The sequence below is a fragment of the Ideonella sp. sgz306126 genome (assembly GCF_056032705.1).
Genome location: NZ_JBVYWP010000004.1, coordinates 217,901 through 237,747 on the forward strand (window position 1 = coordinate 217,901; position 19,847 = coordinate 237,747).

General features: G+C 69.5%; 19 protein-coding genes. 10 read left to right on the forward strand and 9 right to left on the reverse strand.

What is annotated here, in order from left to right:
• The first annotated feature begins 1 nt into the window (after window position 1).
• Window positions 2-763, forward strand: coding sequence for an NADH-quinone oxidoreductase subunit B family protein (locus tag AC0N04_RS13400; RefSeq protein ID WP_474282441.1), 762 nt, complete (start codon window positions 2-4; stop codon window positions 761-763).
• A 36-nt stretch (window positions 764-799) separates the two neighbouring features.
• Here the strand turns inward: AC0N04_RS13400 and AC0N04_RS13405 are convergent, their stop codons facing one another.
• The 8 genes from AC0N04_RS13405 to AC0N04_RS13440 all read right to left on the reverse strand — a co-directional run bounded on the left by AC0N04_RS13405 (window position 800) and on the right by AC0N04_RS13440 (window position 9,352).
• Complete coding sequence (locus AC0N04_RS13405; RefSeq protein WP_474282443.1) at window positions 800-1,330, reverse strand: NADH-quinone oxidoreductase subunit B family protein; 531 nt, start codon at window positions 1,328-1,330, stop codon at window positions 800-802.
• An 81-nt stretch (window positions 1,331-1,411) separates the two neighbouring features.
• On the reverse strand, window positions 1,412-2,956 hold the full coding sequence (locus AC0N04_RS13410) for a hydrogenase large subunit (RefSeq protein WP_474282445.1): 1,545 nt from the start codon (window positions 2,954-2,956) through the stop codon (window positions 1,412-1,414).
• Between the two features lie 4 nt (window positions 2,957-2,960).
• The gene (locus tag AC0N04_RS13415) at window positions 2,961-4,424 is read right to left on the reverse strand and encodes a hydrogenase 4 subunit F (protein ID WP_474283067.1); all 1,464 of its coding nucleotides are present in this window, start codon (window positions 4,422-4,424) and stop codon (window positions 2,961-2,963) included.
• A 7-nt stretch (window positions 4,425-4,431) separates the two neighbouring features.
• Window positions 4,432-5,091, reverse strand: a complete 660-nt coding sequence (locus AC0N04_RS13420) for a formate hydrogenlyase (RefSeq protein WP_474282447.1) — start codon at window positions 5,089-5,091, stop codon at window positions 4,432-4,434.
• A gap of 7 nt (window positions 5,092-5,098) precedes the next feature.
• Window positions 5,099-6,046: a respiratory chain complex I subunit 1 family protein gene (locus AC0N04_RS13425; protein ID WP_474282449.1), complete on the reverse strand. Its 948-nt coding sequence runs from the start codon at window positions 6,044-6,046 to the stop codon at window positions 5,099-5,101.
• Window positions 6,043-8,049 carry a hydrogenase 4 subunit B gene (gene hyfB / locus AC0N04_RS13430; protein WP_474282451.1) on the reverse strand — a complete coding sequence of 669 codons (2,007 nt, stop codon included), beginning with the start codon at window positions 8,047-8,049 and terminating at the stop codon, window positions 6,043-6,045. Before hyfB ends, AC0N04_RS13425 begins: the two co-directional genes overlap by 4 nt.
• 37 nt (window positions 8,050-8,086) lie before the next feature.
• The gene (locus AC0N04_RS13435; RefSeq protein ID WP_474282453.1) at window positions 8,087-8,320 is read right to left on the reverse strand and encodes a ribbon-helix-helix protein, CopG family; all 234 of its coding nucleotides are present in this window, start codon (window positions 8,318-8,320) and stop codon (window positions 8,087-8,089) included.
• Window positions 8,321-8,440: 120 nt separating this feature from the next.
• Window positions 8,441-9,352 (reverse strand): YicC/YloC family endoribonuclease, encoded by a 912-nt coding sequence (locus AC0N04_RS13440; RefSeq protein ID WP_474282455.1) that lies wholly within the window; start codon window positions 9,350-9,352, stop codon window positions 8,441-8,443.
• Between the two features lie 30 nt (window positions 9,353-9,382).
• Here AC0N04_RS13440 and AC0N04_RS13445 point away from each other — a divergent pair, with 30 nt between their 5' ends.
• The 8 genes from AC0N04_RS13445 (at window position 9,383) to sixA (ending at window position 17,805) form a co-directional block, all read left to right on the forward strand.
• On the forward strand, window positions 9,383-10,351 hold the full coding sequence (locus AC0N04_RS13445) for a serine/threonine protein kinase (RefSeq protein WP_474282457.1): 969 nt from the start codon (window positions 9,383-9,385) through the stop codon (window positions 10,349-10,351).
• A gap of 31 nt (window positions 10,352-10,382) precedes the next feature.
• Window positions 10,383-11,294, forward strand: a complete 912-nt coding sequence (locus AC0N04_RS13450) for a PP2C family protein-serine/threonine phosphatase (RefSeq protein WP_474282459.1) — start codon at window positions 10,383-10,385, stop codon at window positions 11,292-11,294.
• A 70-nt stretch (window positions 11,295-11,364) separates the two neighbouring features.
• Entirely contained in the window at window positions 11,365-12,102 is a 738-nt protein-coding gene (gene rph, locus AC0N04_RS13455) for a ribonuclease PH (protein ID WP_474282461.1), read from the forward strand.
• A 10-nt stretch (window positions 12,103-12,112) separates the two neighbouring features.
• On the forward strand, window positions 12,113-12,754 hold the full coding sequence (locus tag AC0N04_RS13460; protein ID WP_474282463.1) for a non-canonical purine NTP pyrophosphatase: 642 nt from the start codon (window positions 12,113-12,115) through the stop codon (window positions 12,752-12,754).
• On the forward strand, window positions 12,751-14,082 hold the full coding sequence (gene hemW, locus AC0N04_RS13465; RefSeq protein WP_474282465.1) for a radical SAM family heme chaperone HemW: 1,332 nt from the start codon (window positions 12,751-12,753) through the stop codon (window positions 14,080-14,082). Before AC0N04_RS13460 ends, hemW begins: the two co-directional genes overlap by 4 nt.
• A gap of 93 nt (window positions 14,083-14,175) precedes the next feature.
• Window positions 14,176-15,081: a UDP-2,3-diacylglucosamine diphosphatase gene (locus AC0N04_RS13470; RefSeq protein WP_474282467.1), complete on the forward strand. Its 906-nt coding sequence runs from the start codon at window positions 14,176-14,178 to the stop codon at window positions 15,079-15,081.
• A gap of 107 nt (window positions 15,082-15,188) precedes the next feature.
• Window positions 15,189-17,300: a polyphosphate kinase 1 gene (gene ppk1 / locus AC0N04_RS13475; RefSeq protein ID WP_474282469.1), complete on the forward strand. Its 2,112-nt coding sequence runs from the start codon at window positions 15,189-15,191 to the stop codon at window positions 17,298-17,300.
• Between the two features lie 16 nt (window positions 17,301-17,316).
• Entirely contained in the window at window positions 17,317-17,805 is a 489-nt protein-coding gene (gene sixA, locus AC0N04_RS13480; protein WP_474282471.1) for a phosphohistidine phosphatase SixA, read from the forward strand.
• A 40-nt stretch (window positions 17,806-17,845) separates the two neighbouring features.
• Here the strand turns inward: sixA and AC0N04_RS13485 are convergent, their stop codons facing one another.
• Window positions 17,846-18,766, reverse strand: coding sequence for a LysR family transcriptional regulator (locus tag AC0N04_RS13485; protein WP_474282474.1), 921 nt, complete (start codon window positions 18,764-18,766; stop codon window positions 17,846-17,848).
• 144 nt (window positions 18,767-18,910) lie between these two features.
• Between AC0N04_RS13485 and AC0N04_RS13490 the strand changes: the two genes are divergently transcribed.
• Window positions 18,911-19,801 (forward strand): sterol desaturase family protein, encoded by an 891-nt coding sequence (locus AC0N04_RS13490; RefSeq protein ID WP_474282476.1) that lies wholly within the window; start codon window positions 18,911-18,913, stop codon window positions 19,799-19,801.
• Window positions 19,802-19,847 lie beyond the last annotated feature (46 nt).

A 19,847-nucleotide genomic window follows, 5' to 3' on the forward strand; every position in this document is an offset into this window, starting at 1 on the left:
CGTGTTCAAGTCGATCCGAGTCCGCGTCTCGCAGGGCACGCAGTACATCGCCGATCCGCGCCAGGCCCGGCCGGCCGGCCTGCGCGGCAAGCCGGTGATCGGCAGCCAGACCTGCGAGGCCGGCTGCCAGGCCTGCGCGACGGCCTGCCCGACCCAGGCCATCGCGCTGGCGCCCGGTGTCGACCCGGTGCGCATCGACCTCGGGCGCTGCGTCCTGTGCGGCGACTGTGCGCCCGTCTGCCCCAGCGGCAAGCTCTCGTTCAACGGCGAGGTCCGGCTGGCCGCCACCGACCGGTCCGGCCTGGTGCTCAGTGCTGCGCGGCCGGCGCCCGATCCGGTCGCCGTGTCGGCGGCATTGCGCGCACGCTTCGGCCGCTCGCTGAAGCTGCGCTCGGTGTCCGCCGGCGGCTGCAACGGCTGCGAGCTCGAAGTCAACGCCTTGTCGAACGTGAACTTCGATATCGGCCGCTACGGCATCGACATCGTGGCCTCGCCGCGCCATGCCGATGGCCTGGTGCTGACCGGCCCGATCACCCGCAACATGGCCGAGGCACTGCAAGGCTGCTGGGACGCAATGGCCGAGCCCAAGCTGGTGATTGCGGTCGGCGCCTGCGCGATTTCCGCAGGCGTGTTCGAACCTTCCCCGGCCATCGACCGGGACTTCCTGGAGCGGTTCAAGCCGACGCTGTACGTGCCGGGCTGCCCGCCGCACCCGCTGACCTTCGTCTGCGGTGTGCTGGACCTGCTCGGCATGCCGAGCTGAGGCAGGCGTGGGGCCGACGCCCGGTCGGCCGATCGATCAGCGCTGCGCGGCCTGGTCGGGTCGCCGCCGCACCGCGCTGAGGATGCCGCGCAGGATGTCCAGTGGCGGGGGCGGGCAGCCGGGCACGGCCCGGTCGACCGGGATCACCTGGTCGACCGGGCCGCAGCTCGCATAGCTCTGGCCGAAGAGGCCGCCGGTACAGCCGCAGTCGCCCACCGCGATCACCAGCCTGGGCTCGGGCGTGGCGTCATAGGTGCGCCGCAAGGCCAGGGCCATGTGGCGCGAGACCGGCCCGGTCACCAGCAGCAGGTCGGCATGGCGCGGGCTGGCGACGAACTTGATGCCCAGTCCCTCGATGTTGTAGTAGGGGTTGTTGAGCGCGTGGATCTCCAGCTCGCAGCCATTGCAGGAGCCGGCGTCGACTTGGCGGATCGCCAGGGCGCGGCCCAGGATGTCGAGCAGGTCCTGGTGGATGCGCTCGATCGCCGCGCTGTCGCCCTCCGCCAGGTCGGGCGCCGGCTCGGTGACGATGCCGGTCCGTGCGATCTGCCTGAGGAGCTGCCACATGTCAGTGCCTGCCGATGCGACGCGACACCGCGCTGCGCCCACCCGGGGGGCGGTGGGCGAGAGGGACTTGGCGGGTGTTCATCAGAGGTCGTGGCCTGAGTAGCTCAGGTTGAAGGACTTGTTGATCAGCGGGAAATCGGGAACGATGTTGCCGATCACGGCGTGCTCCAGCACTGGCCAATTCTGCCAGGACGGGTCGTGGCAATGGCAGCGTGCGATGCGCCCGTCGGCCGCGATGTCCAGCGCGACCAGGATCTCGCCGCGCCACCCCTCGACCCACCCGGCGCCGATCGCGCGCCCGGCCGTCGGCCGCAGGTCGGTGCGAAGCTCGCCGGGGGGCAGCCCGGCGCACAGCGCGCGGATCAGGCGCAGCGATTCCAGTACCTCGTCGAAGCGCACCGACACCCGCGCCGCCACGTCGCCGTCGCGATGGGCGGCGCGCACCACCTGCAGGCGATCGTAGGGCGCCCAGGCGGGCTCGCAACGCAGGTCGAGCGCCTGGCCGCTGGCACGGCCGGCCAGGCCGGTCAGGCCCAGCTGGGCGGCGAGCTCGGGCGTCACCCGCCCGGTGGCGAGGAACCGGTCCTGCAGCCCGGCATGTTCGTCGTAGAGGCTGCGCAGCGTGCGGACCTCGTGCTCGACCGCATCGCACTGGCGCTGCAGCCGGTCGCGCAGCGCCGGTGACAGATCGGCCGCGACGCCGCCGGGCACGATGGCATCCATCATCAAGCGGTGCCCGAAGGCCTGCGCCGACAGCCGCTGCCAGTCTTCGCGCAGCCGCGAAAACTGCGCCAGCCCGAAGGCCAGTGCGGCGTCGTTGGCCAGGGCGCCGAGGTCGCCCAGGTGGTTCGCCACCCGTTCGCGTTCCAGCAGCAGGGCGCGCAGCCAGGCGGCGCGCGGCGGAATCTCGCGTCGCCACGCCGATTCGAGGGCCATGCAGTAGGCCCAGGCGTAGGCCACCGTCGAGTCCCCCGAGACGCGCCCGGCGAGCCGGTGTGCCTGCAGCGGCGCCAGCTCGGTGAAGCGCCGCTCGATGCCCTTGTGCACATAGCCCAGATGCGCCTCCAGGCGCAGCACTTTCTCGCCGACCACCGAAAAGCGGAAGTGGCCCGGCTCGATGATGCCGGCATGCACCGGACCGACGGCGATCTCGTGCACGCCATCGCCCTCGACGCGGACGAAGGGATGGTCGGCCGGTATTGCGTCCTGCTCCGCCGGTGCCGGCGCGCCGCCCGGCTGGAGGGGCCGCGGCCCGGGGCCCCACAAGCCGTGATCGAGCCAGGGGCGGGTGTCCGCGGCGCCGAGGGCCTGCACGCCGCCGAGGTCGGCTGCGGCGCGCTGCATGCGCGCCGCGCACGCAAACACCGGCGACAGATCCGGATAGCCGGCGTCGGCACCGGGCAGCTCCAGCCAGACCAGGCCCTCCGCCAGCGCGAGGGCGGCGAAGACCGCGCTGCCCCCGGCGGCCGGCGGGTGCGCGGCGCTCCACAGCGAGACCAGGCGGCCGCCCTGGTCGGCCACCTGGCGCGCCGCTGCGCTCCAGCGGGCCGCATCGACGCTGGCGTGCCAGATCGGCAGCGGCGCGGGCAGCGGCGTCAGTTCGAATTCGAAGTCCGGTGGTGCCACGGCGTCAGGTCCCCAGCAGCGCAGCCGCCTGCCGATACCAGGCGTCCAGGTAGGGCGGGATGTACAGGCCCAGCATCAGTCCCAGCGCCAGGTGCAGGAAGACCGGCACCAGCGCCGGCGGATGCGCCAGCGGTTTGACGTTCGTGTCGCCGAACACCATCGGCTGCACCCGGCTGAAGACGGACGCGAAGGCCACCCCGAGCGCGATCAGCAGGAAGGGAGTCGCCCAAGGGTGATCCCGCATCGCCGTCGTCACGATCAGGAATTCGCTGGCGAAGACGCCGAAGGGCGGCATCCCCAGGATCGCCAGCGCTCCCAGCATCAGGCCCCAGGCGACCGTGGGGCTGACCTTGATCAGGCCGCGGATGCCGTCCATGATCTGCGTGCCGGCCTTCTGCGTGGCGTGCCCCACGGCGAAGAAGATGCCCGACTTGATCAGCGAATGGACCGTCATGTGCAGCAGCCCGGCGTAGCTGGCGATCGGGCCGCCCATGCCGAAGGCGAAGGTCATCATGCCCATGTGCTCGATCGACGAGTACGCGAACATGCGCTTGACGTCCCGCTGGCGGATCAGGAAGAACACCGCCGCCACCACCGACAACAGCCCGAAGCCCATCATCAGGCGGCTGGACAGCAGGCTGCCCTGCAACGCGCCGTCGGTCAGCACCTTGCAGCGCAGCACGGCATACAGCGCGACGTTCAGCAGCAGGCCCGACAGCACCGCCGACACCGGGGTCGGCCCTTCGGCATGGGCGTCGGGCAGCCAGTTGTGGACCGGCACCAGGCCGACCTTGGTGCCGTAGCCGATGAACAGGAACGCGAAGGCCAGCGTGATGATGTCGGGATCGAGCTGCGCCTTGACCGCATTCAGGTTCGTCCACAGCAGCGCTCCCCCCTCGGGGTCGATGACCTTGGCGGCGGCCATGTAGAGCAGCACGGTGCCGAACAGTGCCTGGGCGATGCCCACGCCGCACAGGATGAAGTATTTCCAGGCCGCCTCCAGGCTGGCCGGCGTGCGGTAGACGCTGACCAGCAGGACGGTGGTCAGCGTCGCCGCCTCCATCGCCACCCAGAGCAGCCCCAGGTTGTTGGTCGTCAGCGCCAGCAGCATCGTGAAGCTGAACAGCTGGTACATGCTGTGATACAGCCGCAGGCGCGGCGGCGTCATCTTGCCGTGGTCGCGCTCGATGCGCATGTAGGGGCGCGAGAAGATCGAGGTGGTCAGGCCGACGAAGGCGGTCAGCGTGACGAGGAAGACGTTCAACGGGTCGATGTAGAACTCGCGGTCCCACAGCAGCAGCGGCCCGTCGCGGCCGATCTGGACGGTCAGCGCGCAGGCGGCGACGAAGGTGCCGAGGCTGAACGCCACGTTGACGTCGCGCGCCCGGTCGCGGTGGCCGACGAGGGCCAGCACGGCACCCCCGGCCAGCGGGCAGGCGAGCAGGAAGGCCAGTGCGTTCAGGTCGATGCCCACCTCAATCGTCCTTCAGCTTTTCGAGGTGGCGGATGTCCAGGCTGTCGAACTGCTCGCGGATCTGGAACATGAACACGCCCAGGATCAGCACGCCGACCAGCACGTCCAGCGCGATGCCGAGTTCCACCACCATCGGCATGCCGTAGGTGGCCGCCGTGGCGGCGAAGAACAGGCCGTTCTCCATCGCCAGGAACGCGATCACCTGGGGCACGGCCTTGGCGCGGGTGATCATCATCAGGAACGACATCAGCACGCAGGCCAGCGCGATGCCCAGCGTGCCGCTGGCCAGCGCCGACGAGAGGTGCGCGATCGGGATCGCCAGATTGAACGAGAAGATCACGACGCCGATGCCGATCAGCATCACGGTCGGGATGTTGATCAGGGTCTCGACCTCCCCGCGCATGCCCAGGCGCTCGATCACCCGGTGCAGCAGGTAGGGGATCAGCAGCACCTTGAGCAGCAGGGTGAGAGCGGCCGACAGGTACAGATGCTGCTGGTGGGTGACGTAGCCGACCACGGCCGTGGCCAGGGCCAGCGTCGCGCCCTGCATCGTGAACAGGTGAATCAGCGACAGGATCCGGCGCTGCGCCATCATCGCGAAGGCCAGCATCAGCAGCACCGCGCCGAGCAGGTTCACGAGCTGGGTCAGCAAGCTGCTCATGGCGGGCTCAGCGGGCGAGCAGCAGGTGGACCAGCATGCCGATCACCGCCAGCAGGAAGGCGGTGGCGAGGAACTCGGGGACGCGGAAGATGCGCATCTTCGCGCTCAGCGTCTCGAGCACTGCCAGCAGGAAGCCGCCGATCGCGAGCTTGAAGACCAGCGCGGGCAGCGCCAGCAGCATCGCTTCGGGCGCCTGGGCCTCGGCCACGCCCCAGGGAAAGAACAGCGCCAGCCCGATGCAGGAATACGCGAACAGCTTCAGGCTCGCGGCCCATTCGAGCAGGGCCAGGTGGCGGCCCGAGTATTCCAGGATCAGCGCCTCGTGCAGCATGGTCAGCTCGAGGTGCGTGGCCGGGTTGTCGACCGGCACGCGCGCGTTCTCGGCCAGCGACACCATCGTGAAGGCGACGCCAGCGAACGCCAGGCCGGGATAGATGGCGAAGTCGCGGTGCGCCAGGGTCTCGACGATGGTGGCGAGCGAGGTCGATTTCGAGATCAGCGAGGCGGAAAAAAGCACCATCAGCAGCGCCGGCTCGGCCAGGAACCCGACCAGCATTTCGCGCCGCGCGCCCATCGTCCCGAAGGCCGTGCCGACATCCATCGCGGCCAACGAGATGAAGACGCGCGCCAGTGCGAACAGGCCGACCAGAGCGATCGCGTCGGCGGCCGGCGCCAGCGGCAGGTCGGTCGACAGCGTGGGGATGATGGCGCAGGCCAGCACCATGCAGCCGAACTTGACGTAGGGCGCGCTCCGGAACAGCGCCGAGGCATGCTCGGCGACCATCGACTCCTTGTTGAACAGCTTGTGCAGCACCCGGTAGGGTTGCCACAGGCTGGGGGCCGACTTGTTCTGCAGCCAGGCACGCCACTGGTTCACCCAGCCCGTCAGCAGCGGCGCCAGGGCGATCGCGATCACGATCTCCAGCAGTTGCGACAGAAAGCTGGCAAAGCTCATCGCATCACCGCGAGCAGGGTGATCACCAGCGTCAGGAAGCTGTACATCAGGTACACCGAGATGCGGCCCTGCTGCAGCAGGCTCATCAGCCGCGCGAGGTAGTTCGCCAGGTGGGTCAGCGGGACGTAGAGCCAGCGCCAGAAATGGTCCTCGACCACGACGCGGTAGCGGGGTTGCGCATCAAAGGGGCTCGGCAGTTCGCGCCGCATCACGAAGAAGGGCTCGAAGATCTGGCGGATCGGCTGGCCGAAGCCTTCGGCCGTGTCCTGCATGCGGGCCGTGCCCCAGGGGAAGCCGCAGGCCCACGGCAGGCCGCGCCGCAGGCGGCCGTGGTACAGCCAGCGCACCAGCAGAAAGGCCAGCGCGCAACAGCCCAGGATGCCCAGCAGGAAGATCACCGGGCCATAGCTCGCCTGCGCCGGGCCGTTGGGCGCCAGCAGCCAGCCGCTGGCGGACACCCGCGCCCCCAGGCCGGCGTGCACGAGTTGCTCGGTCACCGGGTCGATCAGCCGGATGAACGGCACCGGCAGCAGGCCGAGCGCCAGGCAGCCGAGCGCCAACCACACCATGCCGGCGCGCTCCCACAGGCCTGCGTCGTGGGCCTGGCCGAGTTTGTCCTCGCGCGGCTGGCCGAGGAAGATCACGCCGAAGAACTTGACCATGGTGTAGCCGGCCAGCGCCGCCACCAGCGCGATCAGCGCCGCGACGACCGGGATCAGCATGGTCAGCAGCGGCACCGGCAGGCTCGGTGCGAACAGGAAGCTCTGCAGCAGCAGCCATTCAGACGCGAAGCCCGCCAGCGGCGGCAGCCCGGCGCTGGCGAGCACGCCCAGCAGCGTCAGCCAGCCGACCCAGGGCATCGTGCGGATCAGGCCGCCGAGCTTGCCCAGGTTGCGCTCGGAGGTGGCGTGCAGCACGCTGCCGGTGCCGAGGAAGAGCAGGCTTTTGAAGCAGGCGTGGCTGGCCACGTGGTACAGCGTGGCAGTCAGCGCCAGCGCGGCCATCGGCCGCATGTCGTAGCCCGAAAAGATCAGCGTCAGGCCCATGCCGACGAACAGCAGGCCCATGTTCTCGATCGACGAGTAGGCCAGCAGCCGCTTCATGTCGGTCTGCACCGACGCGAACACGACGCCGAACAAGGCCGTGGCCAGGCCGATCGCCAGCAGCAGGCCGCCCCACCACCACAAGCGCAGGTGAAGCAGGTCCAGCGACACCCGCAGCAGGCCGTAGATGGCGGTGTTGAGCATCACGCCGCTCATCAGCGCGGAGACCGGCGACGGCGCCGCCGGATGCGCCTCCGGCAGCCAGACGTGCAGCGGCAGCACGCCCGCCTTGGCGCCAAAGCCGAACACCGCCAGCAGGAAGCCGACCGAGGCCCAGAACGGCCCCAGCGCCTGCGCGCGCAGGTTGGCGAAGGTGTAGTCGCCGGTGTCGGCCTGCAGCACCCCGAAACACAGCAGGATCGCGATCGCGCCGATGCGCGCCATCGTGATGTACAGGTAGCCGGCGCTGCGGACTTCCGGAATGCGGTGGTTGGCGGTGACGAGGAAGAACGACGCCAAGGCCATGGTTTCCCACAGCACCATGAACGAGTAGGCGTCGTCGGCGAGCACGACGCCGACCATGCTGACCAGGAAGAGGTGGTACTCGAGGCACAGCAATCCGGGCGGCGTGCCTTCGCCCTGGCGGAAGTAGCCTGCCGCGAAGACCGAGATCCCGGCCGACGCGGCGCCGATGACCATCAGGAAGTACGCCGACAGGCTGTCGAGCCGCAGATGGAACGGCAGCGACGGCAGGCCGATCGGCAGGACGGCCACCTCCGGGGTGCCCATCAGGCCGGCCAGCGCCAGCGCGAACAGCGCCAGCCCCAGCAGCCCCCCGAGCGGGAACAGCCCGTGGGCGACCCAGCCGAGCCGGCGCAGCGAGAGCACACCGGCGACGCTGACGAGCAACCACCCCGCCATCACGACGAGGATCCCGTCGAGCGGCAGCCAGGGCGTCATGGGCGCGCCGTGGATTGGGCAAGCGATCCGGGTGCCGTCAACGGGACCTCCGGGCCGGCGCCGCAGGTCGCCTGGCGGACTTCGACGGCGCCGGCGGTTCGTCGTCGGTGCCGGCGGGCAGGTACTCGACGCCGTGCTGCACCAGGTAGTCGCGGATCATCTGGCGAACCACTTGCGACGCGCTGCGGTCCTGCAGTGCGCACAGCCGCTCGAACGCGGCCTTCTTGTTCGGGTCGATGAGCAGCGTCAGGCGTGCGGTTTTGAGCTCCATGATCCCTGCGCAGTCGGTTCAGTGGCACATCTGACGCACATACTACGCCAACGGCCTGCGAAGATCGACGTTTTCGTCGCGCGCGGCGATGCAGGGGAGAGGGTGGACCCCCTCGAGTCCTCACTCGATGTTCTGCACCTGCTCGCGCATCTGCTCGATCAGCACCTTCATCTCGACCGAGATCCCGGTCAATTCCAGCGCCGCCGATTTCGAGCCCAGGGTGTTGGCCTCGCGGTGCAGTTCCTGGATCAGGAAGTCCAGCCGCTTGCCCAGTTCACCGCCGGAGCGGAGCAGCCGATCGATCTCGTCCAGGTGGGCCGTCAGCCGGGACAGTTCCTCGGCCACGTCGATGCGGATCGCGAACGCGGCCGCTTCCCCCAGCGCGCGGTCGCGCGCGGCGTCGGCCGAGACGGTCTGACCGGCGCCGGCCTGGCTCAGCGCTTCGTGCCAGCGCTCCAGAAAGCGCTCCTGCTGCCGCTTCACCACCGCCGGCACCAGCGGCGCCGCCTGCGCCGCCAGTTCGCGCAGCTTGACGATGCGCTCGATCAGGATCTGCACCAGGCGCTCGCCTTCGCGGGCGCGGGCTTCCTTCAGCCCGTCCAGGCCGCTGCGAGCCGCCTGCAACGCCAGTTCGTCCAGCGGCGTCGCGTCGGCATGGGCCGACCCGCCGCGGCACCAGTTCAGCACTTCGTGCACCGACAGCGGCTGGGCCTTGGGCAGCCAGCCTGTGATCGAGGCTTCCAGCCGGGCCAGCCGGTTCAACTGCTCGGAGCTGGGATGCGGCACGGCATCGTCGCCGCCGCGGCCCAGGCTGGCGCGCACCTCGACCTTGCCGCGCCGCAGTCCGGCCACCAGCAGCTCGCGCATCGCGGGCTCGATCTGGCGGAGTTCGTCGGGCAGACGGAAGGCGATGTCGAGGAAGCGGCTGTTGACCGTGCGGAACTCCACGGTCACGCCGGCGGCCGGGGTCGAACCCTCGGAGACGGGGGTCGCAGTGGCGCTGGCGAACCCGGTCATGCTGTAAACTGGCATGAAGCTTTTGCAGGAAGCAAAACCCCGATTATGTCAAAGCCCAAACCTTCCCCGTTGCCCGCGGGCACCGTGGTCGGTGGCTACCAGATCATCAAGAAACTGGCAGCCGGCGGGTTCGGCGTGGTCTACCTCGCCGAAGACGAGACGCGCCACCTGGTGGCACTCAAGGAATACCTGCCGGCCTCGCTGGCCGAGCGATCGCCCGGCGAGCTCATTCCCCGCGTCCGGCCCGAGAAGCAGCCGCTCTACCGCCTGGGCCTGAAGAGCTTCTTCGAAGAAGGCCGCTCGCTGGCGCAGATCTCGCACGCCAGCGTCGTGTCGGTGCTGAACTTCTTCCGCGAGAACGAGACCGTCTACATGGTGATGAACTACCTGCAGGGCGACACCTTGCAGGATTTCATCGTCACCGCCCGCGACCTCAAGCGCGAGAAGGTCTTCCGCGAGTCCACGATCCGAAGCCTGTTCGACGAAATCCTGCGCGGCCTGCGCATCGTCCACCAGCACAAGATGCTGCACCTGGACATCAAACCGGCCAACATCTTCATCACCAACGACAACAAGGCCGTGCTGCTCGATTTCGGCGCGGCGCGCGAGGTGCTGTCCAAGGAGGGCAACTTCATCCGGCCGATGTACACGCCCGGTTTTGCCGCGCCCGAGATGTACCGCCGCGACGGCTCGCTGGGGCCCTGGACCGACATCTACGCCATCGGCGCCTGCATCTACGCCTGCATGCAGGGCTACCCGCCCAACGACGCGCCCCAGCGCATCGACAAGGACCGCCTGCCGCTGACGCTCTCGCGCATGCGAAACACCTACTCCGACAACCTGATCGAAGTGGCCGAATGGTGCATGTCGCTCGACCCGCTGTCCCGCCCTCAAAGCGTATTTGCCCTGCAAAAGGAGCTTTCTCGGGAGACCGAACGGCGCTATACCTCGCTAAGCTTCACCGAACGATTGAAGCTGCAGATCGAAAACCTGAAATCCGGCAGCCGGGGCTGAGCCCGGCCGGACTTGCCAAGACACGATCGCGATGAGGTTCTCCGTCTACCAGGTCAGCCGCAAGGGCGGCCGCGAAAACAACGAAGACCGCATGGGCTATTGCTACACGCGGGATTCGGGCCTGTTCGCGCTGGCCGACGGCATGGGCGGCCATCCCGAAGGCGAGGTGGCGGCGCAGCTGGCCTTGCAGACCCTGGCCTCGACCTTCCAGCGCGAGGCCAAGCCGGCGCTGAAGAACCCGATCAAGTTCCTCCAGGACGCCATCCTGGCCGGCCACCACCAGTTGCTGCGCTATGCCACCGAGAAGGGCCTCGTGGACACGCCGCGCACGACCGTCGTGGCCTGCGTGATCCAGGGCCGTTCCGCCTACTGGGCCCATTGCGGCGATTCGCGCCTCTACCTGGTGCGCGACGGCAAGCTGGCGGCGCGTACCCGCGACCATTCCTACACCGAGCTGCAGCAGTCGCTCGCCCAGGTGGTGCCGATCGACGCGCGCTTCAACCGCTCGGTGCTGTTCACCTGCCTGGGCAGTCCCGGCAAGCCGGTGGTCGACACCGCCGGGCCCACCGTGATGCAGCCGGGCGACCGCGTGCTGGTGTGCTCGGACGGGCTGTGGAGCTCGCTGCCCGACGACGACATCGTCAAGCTGCTGGTCACCCGACCGCTGTCCGACGCGGTGCCGGAAATGGTCGAGCAGGCCCTGCGCAACGGCGGCGCCCACAGCGACAATGTCACGGTGCTGGCGGTGGAGTGGGAAGCGGCCGAAGACCAGGACAGCAGTGCCGGCATCTCCACCCGCAGCCTCGGCGAAGAGGTGTTCGCCTCCACCATCCAGGCCAGCTTCACCGATGGGCTGCAGGCCGATCTCGACGAGGCCGAGATCGAGCGCTCGATCCGCGAAATCAACGAGGCGATCCGTCGCTCGTCGTCGCGGCGAAGCTGAGCATCGCCGCCCCCCCTTCCACCAACGGGCCCCCGGGCCCGTTGGCCATTTTCAAGACAGGACCTCGCTCATGAGCTTTCAACGCACCCAGAACCGGGCCGCCAACGCGCTGCGCCCCTTGCGCATCACCCGCGGCTACACCTGCCACGCCGAGGGCTCGGTGCTGATCGAGTTCGGCCAGACGCGGGTGCTCTGCACCGCCTCGGTGGAGGAACGCGTGCCGCCGCACAAGAAGGGCAGCGGCGAAGGCTGGGTGACCGCCGAGTACGGCATGCTGCCGCGCGCCACCCACACCCGCAGCGACCGCGAGGCCGCGCGCGGCAAGCAGAGCGGCCGCACGCAGGAGATCCAGCGCCTGATCGGCCGCTCCTTGCGCTGCGTGTTCGATCTCCGGCTTCTCGGCGAACGCACCATCACGCTCGACTGCGACGTGCTGCAGGCCGATGGCGGCACCCGCACCGCCGCGATCACCGGTGCCTTCGTGGCCGCCCAGGATGCGGTCCAGACGCTGCTGGCCAGCGGCAAGCTCGCGGCCTCGCCCATCGTCGACCAGGTCGCGGCGGTCTCGGTGGGCATCGTCGACGGCACGCCGCTGCTGGACCTGGAATACGTCGAGGATGCCGCCTGCGACACCGACATGAACGTCGTGATGACCGGCTCGGGCGGCTTCGTCGAGGTCCAGGGCACGGCCGAGGGCGCCGCCTTCAGCCGCGACGAGATGAACCAGCTGCTGCAACTCGCCAGCGACGGCATCGCCACGCTGGTGGCTGAGCAGCGGGCGGCCCTGGCGCTGCCGCTTTCCCGTTGAGGGGGCCGGCATGAGGCTGGTGCTGGCGTCGAACAATGCCAAGAAGCTTGCCGAGCTGCAGGCCCTGCTGGGCGTGCTGCCGATCGAGCTGGTGAACCAAGGATCGCTGGGTGTGGCCGAGGCCGAGGAACCGCACCCCACCTTCATCGAGAACGCGCTGGCCAAGGCGCGCCATGCCGCGCAGTGCACCGGCCTGCCCGCCATCGCCGACGATTCCGGCCTGTGCGTCGACGCGCTCGGCGGTCAGCCCGGTGTGCAAAGTGCCGTCTATGCGCTGTGCGAGGTGCCCACCGGGACGGCGCGCGAGGCCCGCCGCGCGTGCCAGGACGAGGCCAACAACCGGCTGCTGCTGAGTCGACTGCAAGGCGTGTCCGACCGTCGGGCCGCCTTCGTCTGCGCGCTGGTGGCGCTGCGTTCGGCAGACGATCCCGAGCCGCTGATCGCCTTCGGCCGCTGGGACGGCACGATACTGCCAGCGCCGCAGGGGCAGGGCGGTTTCGGCTACGACCCGCTGATGTACATCGCCGCGCTGCAGTCCACCGTGGCATCGCTGCCCTCGGCGGTGAAGAACGCCCAGAGCCACCGCGCGCTGGCCGTCGCGCAGATGATCCCGCTGATGCGCAAGGCCTGGCATCTGGGCGCTGCGGCATGAGTCCCGCCCCGCCGCCCGGGGAACCGGGGTCACCGTCCCCCACGGCGGCGGCGAATCCGGCCAGCGTCGAGCACTACCTGCGTCCGGGCACGCTGCAACTGCCCTCGCTGCCTCCGCTGTCGGTCTACGTCCACCTGCCGTGGTGCCTCAAGAAATGCCCCTATTGCGACTTCAACTCGCACGCCTTGCCATCGGCTGAAGGGCCGGTTGCCGTGCCGGTGTCGTTGCCGGGGCAGGCGGCGGTGGCCCGGTCCGGTCGCGGCACCGGCCGGCGCGATCTGCCCGAGGCGCGCTACCTCGACGCCCTGCGCGCCGATCTGGAGGCCAGCCTGCCGCTGGTCTGGGGCCGGCCGGTGCACACCGTCTTCATCGGCGGCGGCACGCCCAGCCTGTTCTCGCCCGAAGGCATCGCCCGGCTGCTGAGCGACCTGCGTTCGCTGCTGCCGCTGCAACCCGGCTGCGAGGTGACGCTGGAGGCCAACCCCGGCACCTTCGAGACCGATCGTTTCCAGGCCTATCGCGCCGCTGGCGTGACGCGGCTGTCGATCGGCGTCCAGAGCTTCAACGACGCCCACTTGGCCGCGCTGGGCCGGGTCCACGACCGCGCGCAGGCGCTGGCCGCCGTGGCCGAGGCCGCGGCCAGCTTCGAGACCTTCAACCTCGACCTGATGTATGCGCTGCCCGGCCAGACGCTGGTGCAGATGGAGGACGACCTGCGCACCGCGCTGGCGTTCCAGCCGCCGCACCTGTCGCTCTACCACCTGACGCTGGAGCCGAACACCGAATTCGCGCGCCGCCCGCCGGTGCTGCCGGACGAGGACACCAGTGCCGACATGCTCGATCGCCTGGTCGAGCTGACCGGTCAGGCCGGCCTGCGGCGCTACGAGGTATCGGCCTTCGCGCGGGCCGGTCACGCGGCCCGCCACAACCTGAACTACTGGCAGTTCGGCGACTACCTGGGCCTGGGCGCCGGGGCGCACGGCAAGCTCAGCTTCCCGCACCGGGTGGTCAGGCAAGTCAAGTGGCGCGAGCCCGAGACCTACATGCGCCAGGCGCTGGCCGGCTCGGCGATGTCGAACCACGAGGAGGTCGCGCGCCAGGCCTTGCCCTTCGAATTCATGCTCAACGCCCTCCGGCTGCGCGATGGCTTCGACGAGTCGCTGTTCGGCGATCGCACCGGCCTGCCGCCGTCGGCGCTGGCGCGCGGGGTGAAGCAGGCGATCGAGCGCGGCCTGCTGGAAGCCGAGGGCGACCTCGGCCGGCGGCGGTTGAGGCCTACGGCGCGCGGATTCGACTTCCTCAGCGACCTGCAGGGCTTGTTTCTCTGAGCACGGCCGGACCTGGCGCGCTGCGCCCGGTTTCACCGATCCGTCACGGACAGGTCATGCGCGGGTCACCGGGAGCCGCCACGATGCGGGCTCATGCAAGAAGCCCCCGCGACGTCCGACACTTCCGCATCGGTGCCCGACGAGGCGCTCCAGCACTACCGCACGATCTGGATCTCGGACATCCACCTCGGCACCCCCGGCTGCCAGGCCGAGGCGCTGTTGGACTTTCTGCGGCTCACCGAATGCGAGACGCTGTTCCTGGTCGGCGACATCATCGACGGCTGGCAGCTGCGCCGCAGCTGGTACTGGCCGCAGGCGCACAACGACGTGCTGCAGAAGTTGCTGCGCAAGGCGCGCAAAGGCACGCGGGTGATCTTCGTCCCGGGCAACCACGACGAGTTCGCGCGCAAGTACCTGGGCCACAGCTTCGGCGGCGTCGAGGTGGCCGAGGAATGGCTGCACACCACGGCCGATGGCCGGCGGCTGTGGATCACCCACGGCGATCTGTTCGACGGCGTGATCCAGTGCGCCAAATGGCTGGCTTACGTGGGCGACAGCCTGTACGAGTTCACGCTGCGGCTCAATCGCTACCTGAACCATCTGCGGGCCAAGTTCGGCCTGCCGTACTGGAGCCTGTCGAAGTACCTGAAGCTCAAGGTCAAGCGGGCGGTCAGCTACGTCAGCGATTTCGAGGTGGCGGTCGCCCGCGAGGCGCGCAAGCGCGGCGTGCAAGGTGTCGTCTGCGGTCACATCCACCATGCCGAGATGCGCGAGATCGACGGCATCCTGTATGCCAACGACGGCGACTGGGTGGAGAGCCTGACGGCGCTGGTCGAGCATCCGGACGGCCAGCTGGCGATCCTCGACTGGTCACACCAGGCGCGCCGCATCAGTGTGCCCGCCGCGGCCATGCCGGCCGCCGGGGCGGCGGCTCCGGTGGGGCGGCCCGGTCCGGCCGAAGCCGGCCTGCTGGCCCGCCTGAGCCTGCCCTGGCGCTGACGCCGGCTGCGGCAGGGGCGGCCTATGATCGCTCCAGCCTTGCCCGCTTGGCCGGGGGGCGGCGGTCTGTCACCGCCTCGTCATGATGCTTACATAAACTTCCGCTAATGACCTCTGAGCCGGACAAGCCCGCCGTGGGCCTCGCGCTGCTGAACCGCGAGCAGACGATTCTCGAATTCAACCGGCGCGTGCTCGCGCAGGCCCGCCGCAGCGACGTGCCCCTGCTGGAGCGGCTGCGCTACATCACCATCGTCTCGTCGAACCTCGACGAGTTCTTCGAGGTCCGCTTCGCCGACACGCTGGAGGCGGCGCGCGCCAATGACAGCGATGCCACCCGGGCCGATCTGGCGGCGGTGGCGGCCCAGGCGCACGCGATCATCGACGAGCAGTACGCGCTGTTCAACGACGAGCTGACGCCGGCGCTGATGCGCCAGGGCCTGGTCGTGATCAACCATGCCGAGCGCAGCCCGGCGCAGCGGCGCTGGGTCGACCGCTTCTTCGAGCGCGAGGTGCGACCACTGCTGATGCCGGTCGGGCTGGACCCGTCCCACCCGTTCCCGCAGGTGGCAAACAAGTCGCTGAATTTCATCGTGCGCCTGAGCGGCCGCGACGCCTTCGGGCGCGAGAACACGATCGCGATCGTCAAGGTACCGCGGGTGCTGCCGCGGGTGATCCGCCTGCCGGCCGAGGTCTGCGAGCCGGGCCAGCAAGGCTTCGTGCTGCTGTCCAGCGTGATCCGGGCGCACCTGGAGCGGCTGTTTCCGGGGCGCAGCGTCGAGTCGTTCTCGCAGTTCCGCGTCACCCGCGACTCCGACCTGGACGTGGACGAGGAAGAGGTCACCAACCTGCGCCAGGCGCTGCGGACCGGCCTGACCACGCGCCATTTCGGCCAGGCGATCCGGCTGGAGGTGGTGCGCAGCTGCCCGGAGGCCTTGTGGCGCTTTCTGCTGGAGCAGTTCAAGCTGCCCGAGGCGGCGCTGTACCGCGTCAACGGTCCGGTCAACCTGGTGCGGCTGAACCAACTGATCGACCAGGCCGACGACCTGCCCGGGTCGCGGCTGCGCTTCCTGCCGCACGAGCCGGTCTGGCCGGTCGACACGATCGGCCGCGACGCTTCGTTCTTCGACACCTTGCGCCAGCGTGACATCCTGCTGCACCACCCGTTCGAGAGCTTCGATCCGGTGATCGAGTTCCTGCGCCAGGCGGTGGAGGACCCGGACGTGCTGGCGATCCGCCAGACGATCTACCGCACCGGCGCGCAATCGGTGCTGATGGACCTGCTGATCGAGGCGGCGCGGCGCGGCAAGGAAGTCATGGCCGTGGTCGAGCTGAAGGCCCGCTTCGACGAGGAGGCCAACATCAACTGGGCCGAGCGGCTGGAGGCGGTGGGCGCGCAGGTGGTCTACGGCATCGTCGGCCTGAAGACCCATGCCAAGCTGCTGCTGGTGACGCGCCGCGAGACCACGCCGCGCGGCAAGGTCAGCCTGCGCCGCTACGTGCACCTGTCCACCGGCAACTACAACCCCAGGACCGCGCGCCTGTACACCGACGTGGGCTACCTGACCGCCGATCCCGGCATCACCGCCGACGCCGACGGCGTCTTCCAGCAGATCGCCAGCCTGACCCGGGTGCGCCCGCCGCAGCACCTGCTCACTGCGCCCTTCGTGCTGCATCGCCGGCTGGTGCGCCACTGCGCCCAGGTGGCGGCGGCGGCGCGCGCCGGCCGGCCGGCGCGCATCGTCGCCAAGTTCAACGCGCTGACCGACCCGGCGCTGATCGAAGCCCTGCAGCAGGCCTCGCAGGCCGGCGTGCAGATCGACCTGATCGTGCGCGGCGCCTGCATGCTGCCGCCGGGGGTGCCGGGGCTGACCGAGAACATCCGCGTGCGTTCGGTGGTCGGCCGTTTTCTCGAACATTCGCGGGTGATGTATTTCCGCTGGGGCCCCGGCGACGCCGACGAGGTGCTGTATTTGTCGAGCGCCGACTGGATGAGCCGCAACATGTTCCGCCGCGTCGAGCTGGCCTGGCCGGTCCGCGATGCGGCCTTGCGCCAGCGCGTGATCGACGAATGCCTGGTGCCTTATCTGCACGACACACGCGACGCCTGGACGCTGCAGCCCGACGGCCATTACACCCGCATCAGCCAGCAGGGCATCAGCGCCCAGCAGGCCTTGATGGCGCATTTCGGTGCCCGGCGCGGCCGCGGCAGCGAAGCTTGAGATGGCGGGACCGACGATGGATCTGATCCTCTGGCGCCATGCCGACGCGGAAGAACTGTCCGCCGGCATCGACGACCCCGCCCGTGGCCTGACGCCCAAGGGCCTCAAGCAGGCCCGCCGGGTGGCCGATTGGCTGAACCGCTTCCTGCCCGAGGGCACGCGGGTGCTGTCCAGCCCGGCGCTGCGGGCTCAGCAGACCGCCGAAGCGCTCGGCCGCAAGTTCAAGCTGCTGGAGGCCTTGGCGCCCGACGGCACCGTGGGCGGACTGCTGGCCGCCGCGCGCTGGCCCGATGCGCGTGAACCGGTGCTGGTCGTGGGCCATCAGCCCACCTTGGGTCTGGCCGCGGCCTACCTGATGACCGGTGCCCGCCTGGCCGGCCACCACGAGGCCGAACTGATGCCGTGGGCGATCAAGAAGGGCGGCGTCTGGTGGCTGCGGCACCGCCCGCGCGAGGAACGCGGCGAGGTCGTGCTGGTGGCCGTGCGCTCGCCCGAGCAGATCTGAGGCGGGCGCCCGGCCGCGTGAGCACCCGGTCGCGCGCCGTTCATGCGCCTGCTGCCGACGGCGGCCGGGTGTCCCCTCCGGGCAGGCGCCGCACGATCAGATCGGCCATCGGCGAGGGCGTGCGGCCTCGCAGCGTCACGATGCTCATGGAGGCGCCCAGCGGTGGCAATTCGGGCACGGTCAGCGCCACCATGCGCGCTTGCGCGACCTCGTGGGCGACGACCGCATGGGTCGCCGCCAGCACGGTGTCGGTGTTCAGCACCACCTCGATGAGAAGCTCGGCGTTGTCGCATTCGATGGCCAGCGGCAGCGGCGCGTTCGCAGCCAACCCCAGCAAGGCCGCCAGCGTATCGCGCACCGCCTGCGGCAGCCGCACCGAAGCGACGCCGTGGGACCACAAGGTCGACAGCGCCACCGCGCCGCCGCCTGCCAACGGGTGGCCGGCTCGGACAAAGAAGCCGCCGGCCTCGTGCCGGAACGGGCGGACGAACAAGGCCGGGTCGGGCGGGATGTCGCGGGTATCGGCCACCAGGAATTCGATGTCCTCGTCGCGCAAGCGCCGGGCCAGGCGCGCCCAGTTGCCGACCTCGACGCGCAGGTGAACGGCAGGATGGCTGCGTCGCAGATCGATCAGCAAGTCGCTCAGGAAGGTGGCGGCGGCGTACGGGCCAACCCCGAACGCCGTGTCGCCCAGCACGCGCTCGCGGTACAGGTCGACGTCGCGGCTCAGGCAGCGGCTGTCGAACACCAGGCGCCGGGCGCGCTCGATCACGAACTCGCCGGCCGGCGTCGGCAAGACCTCCAGCGTGCCGCGGTCGAACAGGCGCAGGCCGAACTCGGCCTCGGCCGCCTGGATGCTGCGGCTCAGCGCCGGCTGGCTCAGATGCAGGTGTTCGGCGGCACGGGCGAAGTTGCGCTTGTCGGCCAGGGCCACGAGGTGGGTGAGGCGTCGAAGGTTCATGGGCCGATCAATGCATGCAGTGCATTGATTTTTAGCCGACTATGCATTGGACGTGATCGGGGTCTTCACCCACCATTCGCTCGGCACAAGAACCGAGACCGAAGGCATTCAGGCCTCAAAGGTCAAACGACTGGAGACATCGCGATGAACCTGACCCAGAACCTGCTGCTGAGCGCCATCTTCCTCGGCTTCGCGGCGGTCGAATTCTTCTCGGGCCGCTACCGGACTTTTCGAGCCACGCCGGACGACAACAAGCTCGACGCCGCGATGCTGCTGGCCTTGCTGGCCGTGGTGCAACCGCTGGTGTTCGGGTTGGTCGGCAGGCTGTGCGCCTGGGCGATGCCCGAAGCGCATGGCGCCTGGGCACAGTGGCCCTGGTGGGCGATGGCGGGCGTCTTCCTGGTGGGCGACGACTTGACCCAGTACGCATGGCACCGTGCATCGCACACGCCGTTGCTGTGGCCACTGCACCGTGCCCACCACACGGCGCACTACATGAGCGTGCGCGTCACCTACCGCAACAATTTCTTCTACTACCTGATGATGCCGGGCCTGTGGATCTCCGGCGTGCTGATCTACCTCGGCCTGGGCGGCGTCTACCTCGTCTACATCGTGGTCAAGCTGACGGTGATCCTGGGGGCGCATGCCGCCGTTCCGTGGGACCGGGCGCTGTACCGCCACCGGGCATTGCACCCACTGGCCTGGATCGTGGAGCGCACGGTGTCCACGCCCGCCACGCACTGGGCGCACCACGCGCTGACCAACGGTGACGGCATCGGTCACTACAAGGGCAATTTCGGCAACCTGCTGTTCGTCTGGGACCTGATCTTCGGCACCGCGAAGATCACGCGCCGCTATCCGGCCCAGGTGGGTTTGCAGGACGACCTGCTGTTCGGCAAGGAACGCTGGTTCGTCGAGATGTTCTACCCGCTGCTCCAGTCCCGCCGCCCCCATTCCGCGCTGGCGGCGGGCGGGCGGGCGTTCGCCGAAAACGAGGTCGACCCCGCGCGTGACCCGGCTGCGGTCGAGGCATGACCCCAACGAGGTCGGGCGCCACCGTTCGCCGCCGGACCGACCGATC